We start from the raw sequence: 17,056 nt of genomic DNA on the forward strand, positions 1-17,056 counted from the left end.
AAAAAAGACTAATAGCTATTTATTAATAACAATACTAATAACCACTTATCAATAACAATCAGTTTTTAATGCGAGGAGAAGGTTAAGTGAACGATTATAAAAAAAGCCTTTGGATCTCTACTTTGATCACTTTATTGATAGCTTTGGCATTAATCATTGCAACTAAAAGTGCGTTTAACACGATACTACTAGAGCAACAACAACTACCTAAAACGTACTCTCAGCTAGCTTTATTACCAACTATTACTAGTATTGGTGAGCTAGAAGAAAGCCTCGAACTTAGTCAATTTAGTTATATAAAAATTAATAATAGCCGTCTTAATAGCCCGCTTGTTTATAGTCAAAAAGCAGTCAACCAGCTTTTCAATAATTTACTACCCTCCCCGATTTCTAATTTTAACAGCCCAACTGAAAATCAAAGCATTCAATATACAAGTGTTCATGCGGAACTATTTAAATTATATCAATCTATTATAGTGCTGATTGTCAGCGCACTTATTATCACTTTGCTGTTGTATCATACCATTTCATTTCGATTACTAAAAAAAATAGAAAGTGCCTTAGTCAATGAAATCGTTAATGAAAAATCTAAAATAACACCTTTTAAAAAGGTCACTATCGAACTCATTGAACAAAGACGTCTATTTGATTCTGCTTTGCACAGCAAAAAAGAAAAGATCTCGTTATTATCGCAACAAATAAATGCGGACTCATTAACAGGCTTAAATAATCGCCATGTATTTAGGAAAGAACTTACTGAGTTTTTATCCGATGAAAGTAATCGTAAACATGCCATCCTATCTATCATTCGACTGTTTGAGTTATCAGTGGTTAACATGCACCGTGGATTTCAACAAGGCGATCAATTTGTTGTAAATGTTGCAAATATCATTAACGGTGTTCTTGATAAATATAAAGATATCCATTTATTTAGGATTTCAGGATCTGAATTTGCTTTTATTAGTCATAGCATGAGTATTGGCGATGCGCAGCAATTAGCCAATGAACTAAAACTAAAGTTTGATCAATATCAACTACTTAACAACCTTGAAAATGTTGCCTTTAATGGCATGACTTTAATTTCCTCCAATCAATTACCCGAGCATGTGTTAGCACGAGCCGATATTGCACTGGCAAAGGCTCAAACCAGTGGTATTAATGCATGGGCTTTTGAAGAGAATATAGATAACCAAACACTGCAAGTCGGTGAACAGCATTGGCGATCAATTATTACTGATATCATAACTAATCGTTCATTCACTTTTTTACAACAACCTGTTCAAGCTATTCATCGTAATATGAAAGGATATCAGGAAATATTTACACGTTTTGTCAGTGAACATAACAACACCATTCCAACTGATACTGTTTTTTCCATGGCACAACGTACTGATACGATAATTAAACTTGAAAAGATAATTCTTGAAAAGATAATTTATCGTAGTCGTCTTCGCACAGAATATAGCACTAGATGGGGTATAAACCTTAGTTCTTCGGCGATGCACAATAGTAGCTTTATGGTATGGCTAGAGCGATTATTATTAAGAGAGCCCGATGTAGCTGGTTCCTTGGTATTTGAAGTTCCTGAAAGTTTATTAGGTCATAACTTGATTGCGAGTAAACGTGTTTTTAATATGCTCAAAAGAGCGGGAAGTCGTTCTGCCATTTGCAATTTCGGCAAAGGGATCAGTTCTTTTCGTTTATTTGAAGAGTTAAAACCTGATTATATTAAACTTGACGCAAGTTTAATTACTAACCTCGAATCAGATAGTGCAAATCAACAATTTATTCGCATGATCATTGATGTTGCACATCGAATGGAGTGCCAAGTTATCGCTGAAGGTATTGAGCACTTAGAACAAAAACAAATCCTTGAAAGCATGTATATCGATGGGATACAAGGTTATTTAATCGCCGAACCGACTCCATTATAGATGCATTAGCGGGACCTTTACTCTTTGCATCTGCGCCCCTCTTTTTATACAATGCGCCTTGTTTTAATACTCCATTAACAAGGCATACCATGACGCAACAACTCTCAGAAAAAGATCAATTCAACCTTAAAAAATTAAATAAAGTGTTGCGTAGACAAACCGGACAAGCCATTGCAGATTATAATATGATCGAAGATGGTGATAAAATCATGGTCTGTTTATCTGGTGGTAAAGACAGCTACACCCTATTGGAAATGCTAAGCCAGCTTAAAGCCGTTGCGCCTATCAACTTTGATATCATTGCGGTTAACTTAGATCAAAAACAACCAGGCTTTCCTGAGCATATATTGCCGCAATACCTTGACTCATTAGGTGTTGACTACAAAATAGTAGAACAAGATACTTACAGTATCGTTAAAGAAAAGCTACAACCCGGAAAAACTACTTGTAGCCTTTGTTCGCGTTTACGCCGAGGCATTTTATACAAGACTGCGAAAGAGCTTGGCGCCACTAAAATTGCACTCGGTCACCACCGCGATGATATGTTAGCAACCATGATGCTTAACTTATTTTTTGCAGGCAAACTCAAGTCGATGCCGGCCAAACTTGTTTCAGACAATGGTGAGCATGTAGTTATTCGTCCGCTTGCTTACTGTAAAGAAAAAGATATTGAAGCGTTTGCTACACTGCAAAAATTCCCTATTATTCCATGTAATTTATGTGGTTCTCAGCCTAATTTACAGCGTCAATTAACAAAAGATATGCTCAATGATTGGGAAGTCAATTATCCAGGTCGTTTAGAAACTATGTTTACTGCTATGCAAAACGTGGTGCCTTCGCATTTAGCAGATACTAGCTTATTTGATTTTAAATCCATTACTAAGGATTCCGGTGTGATTGATGGCGGAGATATTGCCTTTGATAAGGAATCATTTAAACAACCAGCCAGTGAGCAATTAGCAAACCAAGTAACAGCTGACAACGAATTTTATAAACAGCATCAAGCAGTGCAAATTACAGAGGTCAATTAATCTTGTTACTCAGTTAAATTAAACTCTTTATTGATTTAACCCAATAAAGAGTAGCCTTTAAGTCAACCTAGCCTTGTATTTACGGTCGATAAGAGATAATTTACGCGCATAATCAAAGAATGATGTGAATTAGTGAGAGACTAACTCATGGTCACCAGCTTATTTAAGAACATAAAGCTTTAATTTAATTTTCAATATAATTTTTTCAATTTTACTTTTAATATAACTTTCAATATAAAAAACGGAGTCAAACATGAGAACACCTCTTGTAATGGGTAACTGGAAACTAAACGGTACAAAAGAATCAGTAGCTACATTGATCAAAGGTATCGAAAGTGCAGCAGATGCAGCAACTAATGTTGAAGTTGCAGTATGCCCACCAGCAATTTTTATTGAACAAGTTGCAAACCTAACAGCAGACAGCAGCATTGAATTTGGTGCACAAGATGTGAGCACAAATGTTGCAGGCGCATTCACAGGTGAGACTTCACCTGTTATGGTTAAAGAGTTTGGCGCTAAATATAGTCTAGTAGGTCACTCAGAGCGTCGCCAATACCACAACGAAACTGATGCAGTTGTTGCAGCTAAATTTGTTGCGATTCAAGAAAATGGTTTAGTACCTGTATTATGTATCGGTGAAACACTAGAAGAACGTGAAACTGATAAAACTTTTGCTGTTGTTGAAACTCAACTTAAAGCAGTGGTTGATGTTACTGGTATCGCAGCATTAGAAAACTCAGTAATCGCTTACGAACCAGTTTGGGCTATCGGTACAGGTAAAGTTGCAACTTCTGAGCAAGCACAAGAAGTTCATGCACATATCCGTTCTTGGTTAAAAGCGCAAAGTGAAGTTGTTGCTGAGAAAGTACAGATCCTTTACGGTGGTAGTGTTAAAGCAAACAGTGCAAAAGAGCTATTTGCTCAAGCAGACATCGACGGTGGTTTAGTAGGTGGTGCAGCACTAATCATTGAGGAATTTGTAGGTATTATCGAAGGCGCTAAATAAGCAGCACTTTCTACCTCTATGTCCCAATACTAATAAGGCACTTTTATAGTGCCTTTTTTAATTTCAAGCCCTCCAATCAAACACAACGCAATAATACCCTCTTTTAAGCAATAACAATGATCAAGCAAATATGCGCACTGGTATGACTTGCAGTTAAAAACTTTCTGCTATTTCATTATCTCAATAAAAAATACTGCACAAGCAAAAAATCTGATGTTATGATGTTGTTAACAATCATTATTCAACGGAGTAAATTATGAATTCTTCAATTAACACTAAAGCACAAGGTGTTGGAGTTTCAATTAATAAAGTATTAAAGAATACCTATATGCTATTAGGCATGACATTAGCGTTTAGTGCAGTCACTGCAACTATTGCGACAATGGTAGGTATCGGCCCAATGATGTCACTTGTCTTAATGCTAGTTGGATTTGGTCTTTTATTTGTAGTGTCTAAAACAGCGAATTCTAGCAAGGGTATATTCTGGGTATTCATGTTTACTGGTGTGATGGGTGCGTCACTAGGTAATATGCTAAACCATTACCTAACAATGCCAAACGGCCCTGCTTTAATTATGCAGGCACTTGGTACTACCGCAATAATATTCTTTGCATTATCAGCTTACGTATTAACTAGCCGAAAAGATTTCTCATTTATGGGCGGATTTTTAATGGCAGGTATGATTGCTGTAATTGTTGCAATTATTGCTAATATTTTCCTACAGATCCCACTTTTCCAATTAGTGATCAGTAGTGTTGTAGTCATGATAATGTCTGGTTTTATTCTGTTTGATACTAGCCGTATCATTAACGGTGGTGAAACTAACTACATTAGAGCGACTGTTTCTTTATACTTAAACATCTTTAATATCTTTATCCACTTATTAAGCATTCTTGGTATTTTAGACGATTAATGATCAGTCTCCTATAGTATTTTAGATGCTACTTTAGCTTACTAAATTACTGATATATTCTTAAAAGCGCATTTATTAATGCGCTTTTTTTTGCTTATTTTTTAACTTTTATAGCGATTTTTAACCTTCATAACAGTTTTTAACCTCCATAATATTTATTGACCGGGATGACGAGCAATAGAATTTTACACAGCAAAAATAGCCTTACTTAAAGCATAGAGTCCTCTAAATAATTATTTATTAACGTGAACATAAGAAAGGTTTGTTAGATTGTTACCTGATTACTACATATACGGTTAATAGCTACCGTAAAACTGATATAGGTGGCATATACGGTTAAATGACTATATAGGTGTCTAAATAGGTGTCTAAATAGCTACATTCTTAAATGGTAATGCTATAGATTAGATGGCCTGTGATCATCATGATTTACGGCCATCGAGATAAAGTGGCAAGTGGTTAGTGGCTGTAACCTAACTCTTTTGCAGGTTCAATATTACTCGCGGTCCATGCGGGGTATATCGTTGCAACGATACTCATAACAAAAGCAATCAGTGTAATAATGATCACTTGGTCATAGTTGATTTGTGAGGGTAAATAATCAATAAAATAGATATCCCCAGAAATAAACTTTCTACCTAAAATATTTTCAACCGCACTAAAGAACTGACTTAAATTACTAGCTAAGTAGATACCAAGTAACGCGCCTAGTAGGCTTCCCATGAGGCCATTAAACGCACCTTGAACCATAAAAATAGCACGTAGAGACCACTTCCCCATCCCCATTGTTTTTAAGATAGCAATGTCACTGCGTTTTTCATTCACAGCCATTACCAATGTGGATACAATATTAAAACAAGCAACGGCAACTACTAATAATAAAATAACGTACATCAATGATTTAACCATTTGAATATCTTGATATAAGTAGCCTTGACTTGTGATCCAACTTTTAATATACATATACACAGGGATACTATACGCCACCTCCCGTGACAGCACCTGTGCTTTTAAAACATCCTCAACTTTAAAGGCAATACCTGTAGCATGGTTAAGGTTAAGCATTTTTTTAGCCGTGTTGATATGGATAAAACCCAATGTAGTATCAACTTGCCCACCCATTTTAAAGGTACCCGTTAAGATAAAGGTAAACTTACGTGGAGCTTTAAGCTTCGTTGAGCCAATTTGAGGTAATAATAATGATAAAGATTGCCCTACCTCAATGCCTAGTTGTTTGGCAACCGGCTCACCTAGAATAAGACTATTTTCATCTGCGCTTAATAACTCCCAGCCTCCCTGTTTAATATACTGTTCTATCGCGGTCACTTGCGTTTCACTTTCAGGAGTAATGGCGCGCATTTGCAACGCTTTCATATTAATATCTTTTTGCAACAGGGCATTCATTACTATATAAGGGCTTGCACCTAGTACACCTGGATGTGCTCTTATTTTAGAAAGAATAGCCGTTTCATCTTTAAACTCCCCTTTAACTACTTCTAATTCCGCATGCGGGATCACGGTTAACAATTGATCTCGTAATGCTTTTTCAAAGCCATTCATCGCTGAAAGGCCAACAATTAAGACAGCAACACCTAAAATAATGCCAAATATAGAAGCCATTGAAATGAAGGATACAAACTTATTTTTATGTTTTGCTTTGCTATAACGTAGCCCAATAAATAATGGTAAAGGTCTAAACATTACGGAGTGTCCTGTAAAATACCGTTCGCCATGTATAATTGTCTGTGCAATTTATTGGCTAACTGTTGGTCATGAGTCACCACAATAAAAGCAGTACCAAATTCACTATTTAATTCTCGTAATAACTGATAAACAGACTCTGCACTTTTAGCATCTAAATTTCCGGTAGGTTCATCAGCTAAGACAAGAGAAGGTTTATTAATTAATGCACGTGCTATTGCAACACGTTGCCTTTCACCGCCAGATAATTCAGCAGGTCGATGTTGAATGCGTTCACTAAGCCCCACTCTTTCTAATAATGCAGTTGCTTTTTGTTGCGCAAGTTTAACTGGCTCACCTGCAATCAATAATGGCATGGCAACATTTTCTAATGCAGTGAACTCTGATAATAAGTGATGAAATTGGTAAACAAAACCTAGCTCTTGGTTACGCCACTTCGCTTGCTGCTTTGAAGAGAGTTTATGGATGTTATTATCATTAAAAATAACCTCTCCAGTAGACGGGGCATCCAGTGCCCCAAGCAAATGTAATAACGTACTTTTACCTGATCCAGAAGTACCTACAATAGCTAGTAACTCTCCTTTTTCCACGGTCAAATTGACACCTTGTAACACAGTCGTGGCTAGGCGCCCTTCTTGGTAAATTTTACTTAAGTTCTGACAAACTATAATTGAATTATTCATATCTTAATGCCTCGACTGGGCTCACTGTTCCTGCTCTATATGCAGGGTATAAAGTGGCTAATAAACTTAACAACATAGCACCAAGCATAATCGATACTATTTGAAATGGTTCGTGTATAACGGGTAAGAGTCGAGTACCACCGGAAGCATTCGCTAATAGATGCAGTCCTAAAAATGACATTACTTCATTAATGTAAGTACTTAATAACAAACCTAAACCTGTCCCTAATAATGCGCCAAGAATACCACTGAAAGCACCTTGAATAATAAAAATAAGGTTGATCGTAGACGCTTGAATCCCTAGGGTTTTTAATATCGCAACTTCGGCGCTTTTATCCGTTACCACCATCACCGATGAGGATAAGATATTAAATGCAGCGACCGCAATAATTAAACACAATAATAACCAAATCATATTCCTTTCCATTTTAACTGCGGCAAAAAGTTCACCGTGCGTACTACGCCAGTCTAATAAGATTTCATCTTTTTCGAGTACTGGAGGTTGCCAATCTTCAACGGCAAAGGGTTCGGTAAAATAAAAACGCAGATCCGTCACTTGATCTGTTTGAATACGAATTAAACGTGCCGCATCTTGGACATGCATTAATACCAAATACTTATCAACGTCAGAGCCCACATCAAATAAACCAACAACGGTAAAATTACGCTGGCTAGGAACTTGACCAATTGGTGTATAACGAGCCCCTCTGGTGGAAATGACGCGTACTTTATCACCAATACCCACATTCAATTGCTTTGCTAATTGGTCGCCAATAATGATGTTATATTGACTAGGTTTCAACAGCTCTAGGCCACCCATAAAGATGTTATCTTTAACTATTTTACTGTTATATTTCTGCGGGTAGATACCTTCTAACTTCACACCTTGCAAAGCCGTTGTGCTTTGCAATATCGCTTCAGCATTAATCATCGGTTCAATAGCAATGACGAGGGGATCTGCAGGAATTGCATCAACACGTTGTTGCCAATGGTCAATGGTCTTTGCTTGGTTACTAAGTTTAGCCTGTGGGATCGCGCCAAGGATACGCTGTTTTAACTCCCCTTCGAAACCATTCATAACTGATAAGACGGTAACTAATGCTAATACGCCTAAAATAATGCCACCGGTTGAAAATATTGAAACAAACGATACAAATTGATTATTACGTTTAGATTTTGTATACCGTAAACCGATAAATACACTTAAAGGATAAAACATAACTGCCTTTTAATAGTTGTTTATGATGACGCCACTTATAATTAAAATGGAGATAAGCAAAGCGAGTCAATACCCTACTGTGCACGGATTTCTAAGATAAATTATCTAACAATAATTAGTTATTACTACACTGATCAATTGAATGATACAAAGCTATCGATATTGTAAATAACATGACTAACAAGATATTTAATAAATAACTGCGATCTCTGTAACCAGAATTAAGCCTCAATATAGACTTATCTCATTGATTACATTTTAATAGTCGCCATTCTAATGTATCTTTAATCGCTAAGACAGACAAAACTCTTACAAAATAGTTTCACTCACACTCAATAATGACTTGGTTAGCAAACATGGATAATAACGAATATTTTTTAGTGCAGCATACACTTTCCATTAACTTGCACCCTGTTAATGAAACTCAATTACCCATTGACCAAGGCGCCTTTGAAGAAGAGATACCGGGCCCATTTAGAATGGCCAGTGATCTGGCGCAAGCTGATGTCAGTATGCTAGCCCCTTTAAAACTTAATAGTGAAAATACGCAAGCTCTTTGGCATTTTTTACAAGCTCAAAATCAAAAAATAAATACGTTATTAAGTTATGTGTTAACACAACAGGATGAGCAACAGGCTCGTCATCAAAGCATTAAATTCAGTGCTGGAAGTATCATTGTTGCTGGCAGTGATAAATGGGCAGTGGGTGATAATGTTAGATTAAAAATATTTTTACCTGAAGAATCCTCTGCCATATACTGTTATGCCTGTGTTTCAGATAGCTCAGAAAGCGAATGTGTTTTTAACTACACCTTTATTCGAGAACAAGATCGAGAACTATTAATTAGAGCCAGCTTACACGTGCAATCACAACAACTTAAAAATCGAGCAAAACAGCGTGAATTAAATAGTTAATAACTTAAAACAGTCATCAGCAATCTGTTTAGTATCGCAATAATCATCAGAATAAAGTAATGAAGAAAAGTCAATAATATGAAAAATTTACTCGAGATACCGCCTTTAAAATCATCTACTGATACGCAACAATTTGGCAATTTAGTAGGTAGTAGCCAAAGTTTTGTCATTAATCAATGCGCTCAAGCTAACCCGCAAAAATCTCCTTTAGTTGTGATCGTTAATGACACACCGAGTGCTATTAAGCTGCATCAAGAGTTACTTTACTTTGCAGAAAACAAATATGAGGTGAATTTATTTCCCGATTGGGAAACCTTGCCCTATGATCATTTTTCACCACATCAAGACATTATATCCACACGTATAGAAACCTTGTATCAATTACCATCCATGAAAGATGGCATATTAATCGTTCCAATCACGACGTTATTATTAAGATTAGCGCCACCTAGTTATTTAAAACAACATACGTTAGTGGTTAAAACGTCGCAAAAATTAGAGTTGCAATTACTTCGCGAACAATTACAAGAAGCTGGTTATTATGCCGTTGATCAAGTAAGAGAACACGGTGAGTTTTGTGCTCGAGGCTCTTTGTTAGACGTTTATCCGATGGCCAGTGATACACCTTATCGTATTGATTTTTTTGATGACGAAGTTGATTCGATACGCCCATTTGATACAGAAACGCAACGTTCATTACCCACCATTAAACAGATAAAATTATTGCCCGCGCATGAGTTTGCAACGGATAAAGAAGCAATAAGCCAGTTTAAGTCTGCTTATAGCGATAAGTTTCCAGCGAAAATATGTACTAGTGCTGACTCTATCTACCAACAAATTTCGCAAACCAATTTGCCCGCTGGTATCGAGTATTATTTACCGTTATTTTTTAATGAAACAGCCACTTTATTTGATTATTTCCCTAAACAAACACGTTTATGCGTTGTCGGTGATATACAAAAGGCGATGGATGATTTTTGGAAAACCATTGCGCATCGTTTTGAAGAACGTGGAGTAGATTTATTACGTCCATTATTGCAACCAATTGAATTATACCTTCGTCAAGAGCAATGCTTTAAACAGATCAATGCTTTTCCTAAGTATCAATTACAGCCAACCTCATTTGCGTTACCGAAGGCAGGGAAAACCAATCTGCCTTTCACTACTTTACCAGATATTAAAATACATCATAAAGCCAAAGCACCACTGGAAAATATTGAACAGTTTATTAAACAATTTTCCGGTAAGGTAGTATTAAGTGTTGAATCAGCTGGGCGAAAAGAAGCTTTATTAGAACTATTACACCCGCTTAAGCTTGCTATTAAATCAATCTCAAACATCTCCGAATGTATTAAAAGTAAAAGCAAAGTCTTCATCACAGTGAGTCGCGTTGAACATAGCTTTTTAATCATAGACAGTGAATTTGCGTTTATTACTGAAACGGAATTACTTGGTAATAAAATAACCCAACGTAGGCGTCAAAACCAAGATAAACAAAATGAAGAAAACTCTGAACATATAGTACGTAATTTAGCAGAGTTAAAAGTAGGTCAACCCGTGGTTCACATTGACCATGGTGTCGCGCGCTATTTAGGCCTTCAGACCATTGAAGTGGCCGGTAATGTTAATGAGTTTGTAACGCTTGAATATTTACGCGGAGACAAACTTTACGTACCGGTTACTTCGCTGCATTTAATCGGGCGTTATAGCGGTAGTGATGTAGAAACCGCGCCGATCAGTAAATTAGGTAACGATACTTGGGCCAAGGCGAAAAAACGTGCGGCCGAAAAAGTACGTGACGTCGCCGCTGAATTATTAGAAATTTACGCGCAACGTGCAGCAAAAAAAGGTTATAAATATCAATTAAATAAAGCTAATTATGCAGCGTTCAGTGATGATTTCCCCTTTGAAGAAACCCATGACCAAGCACTGTCCATCAATGCTGTCATATCGGATATGTGTTCATCGCAACCCATGGATAGGTTAGTCTGTGGCGATGTAGGTTTTGGTAAAACGGAAGTCGCAATGCGCGCAGCATTCATGGCAACGGACAATGCAAGACAAGTGGCTTTATTAGTCCCTACCACCCTACTTGCGCAACAACATTTCGAAAACTTTCGAGATCGATTCGCTAATTGGCCAGTAAGAGTCGAGGTATTATCTCGCTTTAAAACAGCCAAAGAACAAAAACAAATTTTACAAGAAGCTGCCGATGGTAAAATCGACATATTAATAGGTACCCATAAGCTATTAAGTGATGGCATTAAGTTTGCTGACCTAGGGTTATTAATTATCGATGAGGAACATCGCTTTGGTGTACGCCAAAAAGAGAAGATTAAACGCCTACGAGCACAAATTGATATCCTCACTCTGACCGCAACGCCGATCCCGCGTACTTTAAATATGTCTATGAATGGTATGCGTGATTTATCAATTATCGCGTCACCGCCTGCGAAACGTTTAGCAGTAAAAACATTCGTACAACAACGCAGTGATCAGACCATCAGTGATGCTATCACACGTGAAATTATGCGCGGTGGTCAAGTATACTTTTTGCACAATAATGTTGAGACCATTGATAAAGCGGCGGCTGATTTACAACAACTATTACCACAAGCTAGGATTTCAACGGCTCACGGTCAAATGAATGAGCAACAACTTGAGCGAGTGATGTCAGACTTTTATCATCAACGCCAAAATGTGTTGGTGTGTACCACTATTATCGAAACAGGTATCGATATTCCAACGGCGAATACGATCATTATAAATCGAGCAGATCACTTAGGTTTAGCACAATTACACCAATTGCGTGGTCGTGTAGGTCGTTCCCACCATCAAGCTTACGCGTATTTATTAACCCCAACACCAAAATTAATGACCAAAGATGCAAAAAAACGTTTACAGGCGATTGGTTCATTAGATACGTTAGGGGCAGGATTCACACTAGCAACACACGATTTAGAAATACGGGGTGCTGGTGAGTTATTAGGTGATGAACAATCCGGACAGATTACCAGTATTGGTTTTAATTTGTATATGGATATGCTTAACCAAGCAGTAGAGGCTTTACGAAATGGGCAAGAACCTAGTTTAGAGCACTTATTAGCGACACAAGCAGAAGTAGAACTGCGCATACCTGCACTCATTCCCGACGATTATATTACCGATGTGAATACACGTTTATCGTTATATAAACGTATTGCTAATAGTAAGAATAATAATGAATTAAATGAAATCCAAGTTGAACTTATTGACCGATTTGGCTTATTACCAAATTCAACTAAAAATTTAATAGCGGTCACCTCTATTAAGCAACGTTGTTCAAAACTTGGCATTGCGAGAATTGAAACGCATGCACTTGGTGGTGCAGTCACCTTTACTGAACATACCAAAGTGGATCCAATGTTTCTTGTTTCATTACTGCAAACGCAATCAAATACCTTTAAACTAGACGGACCCAGTAAATTAAAATTCACAATGTCGCTAGAAAGTAGTGCAGAACGCATAAACTGGTTGAAACAATTACTTGATAGCTTTAAATTACACCTTGTCAAATAAATCTCATAAAAGGACAACCTTTTGAATTTTCGCTCTACTTTATTATTAGTCGTCGCATCACTATGTTCATTTAACATACAAGCAGCTGGTGACCGTTGGTTTGATGTTGAAATACTCGTTTTTAAGCGTAATGTTGACGTTCAAAAACTCAGTGAGCAATTAGATCAAAATAATGTTTACATAAAAAAACGAGATCGCCTCGAGGTATTAAAAGCTAAGCAAGCAACAAACTGTTTGGGTGATAATCCGTGTTTACATGAACAGAACCCAGTACAAATTACAGATGCACAAATGATCAGTGGTGGGCATCGATTACAGCGGTTGAGCAGTAATCATCTTAGACTTAAGTCACAATTGAACCGACTTAAAAACCATCAATTATTTAAGCCTTTATTACATGTTGCATGGCGCATGCCAGTACAGAGTAAACAAAATGCATTACCTATTCACCTTTTTGCTGGTGAGAACTACGCATTAGATATCTATAAAGAAGAAATCATTGCACAAAAAAGACAAGAAGCGGCAGACGCAGCAAAAGCACAACTTAATAACCCCCAGGAAACAGATCCTCTTCCGATTGCAGCAACGGATAAATTAGATGTACTGGATGAGTTACAAAAAGACAATGCAATTAGGGATTTATATGAGATAGATGGTAATTTCTTACTTTATGTTCAACGTTACTTAGAAATTGAAAGTCAATTAATTGTGCGTACCGAAACGCAAAAAGAAGTGTCATCTTCAAAATCTGTCTTAGCCAACCCACAATTGGAAACGGATATTTCTGGTACAGCGGATGATGCAGTTCAAATTGTAGATCAGGCATTGCCTCAACAACGTGTTAAAACAAAAACCGTGGTCACCGAAACTTTATTTGACCAAACAAGACGTTTACGCAGTGGTGAGATCCATTACTTAGATCACCCTCTTTTTGGCATGATTGTACAAATTCGTAAAATTAGATAATCTCAACGTTTATCGACTAAACAAAAAAGGAAGCTAATTAGCTTCCTTTTTTGTGTTCAATTATATCTATTAGTTAGCTGAGAACTTTGATTAGCTGATTAATTAGCTAAAATTTATAAAGTCCTACCTTCCCATAATTGTTTGGCTTTTTGTAATGCTTCATCTTGAGAAGAGTCAGGTTGCATCTGCTTCAAAACCATTGCAATAGTGGTGATCACAGCAGCATCACCATAGGCATCATCAATCTCTTTTTTCCATACTTTTAATAGGTATTCTGCTGATACCTCAGTATGTGCACCGGTGAAATCCTCTAAATACGTAGGCCAATCTTGCTCAATATATTGTGCTTTACCATTGATTTGCGTAACACCACAAGCCAACGTTGAAACACGAGGGTTGACTTCACTTTCTCCGCCTTCACCTTTAAAAGCAATAATACTATGTTCATTATTTAACAGCGCAGCTTGCGCATGTATTTTTTCGTAACTTTTATGAAATACACCATGAATGCTATAGGGAGCATTACTTGGGTTAACACTGCGCGCCACAGTATTAAGAGGAGTACGCAAACCAACTTGCTCTCTTAGCGCTAATAGCTCAATTAATTCAGGGCAATAGGCAGATAAAGGAACATAAACTAAGGCGTCACTTTGCAAAGCCAATTGTGCTTTTTCAGTTGTATCTGCAATAGTAATATTCAAAACAGGGCAAGCGGACTCGACTTGATATTTCACCAAATCAACACTCATATGCCCATGTAATAAAATTTTAACACCATTAGCGGCTAATACTTTTGCCGCTAGCAATAACCAAGGTGGTTGTCTTTTTTTACCAGCAAAACATGGCCAATCCAGATCCACAGATAAACCCTGCCATTCTCTCGGCACTTTATTACGTAATGCGGCAATATATCCTGCAGCTTCTTCGGGTGTTTCACAGCGGACACGTTGTAACATTAACAATACGGCCAATTGTAATAAACTTGCCCTACCTTCTAAATAATCAGTCAATGCTTGTTGTGCTTCATCCATCGTCAATGAACGACGGCCTTTTTCACCACGACCGGTTAATTTTATATATTCGCTAAACATTATGATCCTTATTAATCTATAGCCGTTTTACCAAGACTATATTTAAAAAATGACTAACATAATTAAAAATTCTCTATTCAGGATAAGCAAAACACTAGCTGCACTTTATAGTAAGTAATATAACTTTATGAATTTAAATATAGGAGTGCTTTCATTATCTAGAATTGAGGTTAAATATATCGATGTAATTGCGATACCAAACAATCAACAACGGCAATGGGGTTAGATAACATTAACTTGTCTCGTCCGTGTACGCCGTAACTCACACCTAAACTTTTAACACCCGCATTAGCTGCCATGTCTAAATCGTAACTAGAGTCACCTATCATTAACGCCTGTGAAGGGCTGAAATCCAATTCTTTTAATAATGAATGAATCATTGATGGATCCGGTTTTGAGTTCGATTCGTCGGCACATATGGTTGCAGAGAATAGATGTTCAGTATTTGTTTTTTGCATCATGCCGTTAAGGCCATTACGCCCCTTACCCGTTGCAACCGCAAGAACATAACCCTGTACTTTCAGATGAGTTAATAACTCTGCGATTCCGTCGTAAAAAGGGGTATCGATATGATGCATTGTATTATATTGCTCACGATAAGCCTCAACCAGTGAAGCTTGCTGTGATAATAATAACGAGGGAAACAACTGCTGCATTGCTTTTAATAAACTTAAACCAATAATATTCTTAACTGCCTGTTCTGTAGGCACAACTTGTTGTTGATTTTTTGCTGCTTGCTGCATACACAGCACAATTTTATCGATGGAATCCATTAAGGTCCCATCCCAGTCAAAAATAATTAATGGATGTTTCATATTAGCTTCGCTGTAATTTACCTAATAATTCTTCTAAACGCGGGCAAAGAGGTGCACTCACCGTCATTCTTTTCTCTAGCACAGGATGGAAAAAAGTAATATGCGCAGCGTGTAGAAATAATCGGTTTAAACCTAATGACTTCATATTACTATCAAAAGTTTTATCGCCATAACGTTCATCACAGGCAATATTATGTCCTTTACATGCCGCATGAACACGTATTTGATGCGTTCGTCCGGTAACAGGACTCGCTTCAACTAAGGTTGCGCCTTCATAACGCTGAACAATTTTAAAATGTGTTTCTGAAGCTTTCCCTAATGGGCTCACTTTAACCACAGAATCTTGAGGTATTTTTAATAACGGCTCACGGACTAAGCGGTCTTTTATATTCCACTGCCCTTTTACTAAAGCAAAATATTGCTTTTTCATGGTTTTTTGACGAAGTTGTTCATGTAACGCACGTAATACACTGCGTTTTTTAGCAATTAATAAACAACCTGACGTGGCTTTATCAAGGCGATGTACCAACTCTAAGAATCGGGCTTCGGGACGTAAGGCGCGTAACCCTTCAATTGCACCAAAATCTAGACCACTGCCACCATGAACCGCAAGTCCAGAAGGTTTATTAAGAATGATTAAACCATCATCTTCATACACAATCTCTGACTCTAAATTTTTGATGCTGTTGAGTTTAGGGGACGGTAATGCATTTTCCGGATCCACTTTTACTGGCGGGATACGAACACTATCGCCTACCTGTAGTTTGTAATCGGGTTTGATGCGTTTTTTATTAACACGAACTTCTCCCTTGCGTACAATTCTATAGATCATGCTTTTAGGCACGCCCTTAAGGTGTAAGCGAAGAAAGTTATCGATACGTTGTTGTGCATTTTCTTGAGCGATGTCAATAATGCGTACTGAGTGATTTATCTGTTCCATTCGTTAAGTTTATCACGCCTAATCACATAATATGTAAAAACTTTGTTGCTTGTAAGTAGATATAAATGCGACAATAACAAAGTTAATGCCTCGTGATTTTATGATTTTAAAAGCGCTAGTAGGCATAGCATTTACGAAAGCAAATCAAATGATTAGAATGTAACGCTGCAGTGTTAAATTATTTTTGATTTAACACTTTTTTGTATCCGCTTTGTAACGCACCTCAGAATACTTCCAGTCGAGAGATTGTATAACCAGACATGAGGTCAAGCATGCAAAAACAGT

13 protein-coding genes are annotated in these 17,056 nt (G+C 37.1%); 7 read left to right on the forward strand and 6 right to left on the reverse strand.

Annotation, left to right across the window (positions count from 1 at the left end; genetic code table 11):
• Positions 1–86: 86 nt before the first annotated feature.
• From GQR44_RS05570 to GQR44_RS05585, 4 genes are all read left to right on the forward strand, one after another.
• Complete coding sequence (locus GQR44_RS05570) at positions 87–1,934, forward strand: EAL domain-containing protein (protein WP_166370133.1); 1,848 nt, start codon at positions 87–89, stop codon at positions 1,932–1,934.
• Between the two features lie 89 nt (positions 1,935–2,023).
• Positions 2,024–2,965 carry a tRNA 2-thiocytidine(32) synthetase TtcA gene (gene ttcA, locus GQR44_RS05575; protein ID WP_166370135.1) on the forward strand — a complete coding sequence of 314 codons (942 nt, stop codon included), beginning with the start codon at positions 2,024–2,026 and terminating at the stop codon, positions 2,963–2,965.
• A gap of 253 nt (positions 2,966–3,218) precedes the next feature.
• Complete coding sequence (gene tpiA / locus GQR44_RS05580) at positions 3,219–3,971, forward strand: triose-phosphate isomerase (RefSeq protein WP_166370137.1); 753 nt, start codon at positions 3,219–3,221, stop codon at positions 3,969–3,971.
• A gap of 256 nt (positions 3,972–4,227) precedes the next feature.
• Complete coding sequence (locus GQR44_RS05585; protein ID WP_028867605.1) at positions 4,228–4,884, forward strand: Bax inhibitor-1/YccA family protein; 657 nt, start codon at positions 4,228–4,230, stop codon at positions 4,882–4,884.
• 459 nt (positions 4,885–5,343) lie between these two features.
• Here the strand turns inward: GQR44_RS05585 and lolE are convergent, their stop codons facing one another.
• The 3 genes from lolE to GQR44_RS05600 are packed head-to-tail and all read right to left on the reverse strand — an operon-like array spanning position 5,344 to position 8,487.
• Positions 5,344–6,585 carry a lipoprotein-releasing ABC transporter permease subunit LolE gene (lolE, locus tag GQR44_RS05590; RefSeq protein WP_166370139.1) on the reverse strand — a complete coding sequence of 414 codons (1,242 nt, stop codon included), beginning with the start codon at positions 6,583–6,585 and terminating at the stop codon, positions 5,344–5,346.
• Positions 6,585–7,268 (reverse strand): lipoprotein-releasing ABC transporter ATP-binding protein LolD, encoded by a 684-nt coding sequence (gene lolD / locus GQR44_RS05595; RefSeq protein WP_166370141.1) that lies wholly within the window; start codon positions 7,266–7,268, stop codon positions 6,585–6,587. Before lolD ends, lolE begins: the two co-directional genes overlap by 1 nt.
• Positions 7,261–8,487, reverse strand: a complete 1,227-nt coding sequence (locus GQR44_RS05600) for a lipoprotein-releasing ABC transporter permease subunit (RefSeq protein ID WP_166370143.1) — start codon at positions 8,485–8,487, stop codon at positions 7,261–7,263. Before GQR44_RS05600 ends, lolD begins: the two co-directional genes overlap by 8 nt.
• A 356-nt stretch (positions 8,488–8,843) precedes the next feature.
• On the opposite strand from GQR44_RS05600, the gene GQR44_RS05605 reads away from it, so the two are divergent.
• The 3 genes from GQR44_RS05605 (at position 8,844) to GQR44_RS05615 (ending at position 13,925) form a co-directional block, all read left to right on the forward strand.
• The gene (locus GQR44_RS05605; protein WP_166370145.1) at positions 8,844–9,401 is read left to right on the forward strand and encodes a PilZ domain-containing protein; all 558 of its coding nucleotides are present in this window, start codon (positions 8,844–8,846) and stop codon (positions 9,399–9,401) included.
• A 78-nt stretch (positions 9,402–9,479) separates the two neighbouring features.
• A complete protein-coding gene (gene mfd, locus GQR44_RS05610) occupies positions 9,480–12,959 on the forward strand; it encodes a transcription-repair coupling factor (protein ID WP_166370147.1) in 3,480 nt (1,159 codons plus the stop codon).
• 21 nt (positions 12,960–12,980) lie between these two features.
• The gene (locus tag GQR44_RS05615; RefSeq protein ID WP_166370149.1) at positions 12,981–13,925 is read left to right on the forward strand and encodes a CsiV family protein; all 945 of its coding nucleotides are present in this window, start codon (positions 12,981–12,983) and stop codon (positions 13,923–13,925) included.
• 113 nt (positions 13,926–14,038) lie between these two features.
• Here the strand turns inward: GQR44_RS05615 and GQR44_RS05620 are convergent, their stop codons facing one another.
• The 3 genes from GQR44_RS05620 to rluC form a co-directional block, all read right to left on the reverse strand.
• Positions 14,039–15,016 (reverse strand): glycosyl transferase family protein, encoded by a 978-nt coding sequence (locus tag GQR44_RS05620; protein ID WP_166370151.1) that lies wholly within the window; start codon positions 15,014–15,016, stop codon positions 14,039–14,041.
• A 170-nt stretch (positions 15,017–15,186) separates the two neighbouring features.
• Positions 15,187–15,831, reverse strand: a complete 645-nt coding sequence (locus GQR44_RS05625; RefSeq protein ID WP_166370153.1) for an HAD-IA family hydrolase — start codon at positions 15,829–15,831, stop codon at positions 15,187–15,189.
• A 1-nt stretch (position 15,832) separates the two neighbouring features.
• Positions 15,833–16,771, reverse strand: coding sequence for a 23S rRNA pseudouridine(955/2504/2580) synthase RluC (rluC, locus tag GQR44_RS05630; protein ID WP_166370155.1), 939 nt, complete (start codon positions 16,769–16,771; stop codon positions 15,833–15,835).
• Positions 16,772–17,056: the final 285 nt, after the last annotated feature.

This window comes from Psychromonas sp. SA13A, assembly GCF_011378715.1.
Classification (GTDB): domain Bacteria; phylum Pseudomonadota; class Gammaproteobacteria; order Enterobacterales; family Psychromonadaceae; genus Psychromonas.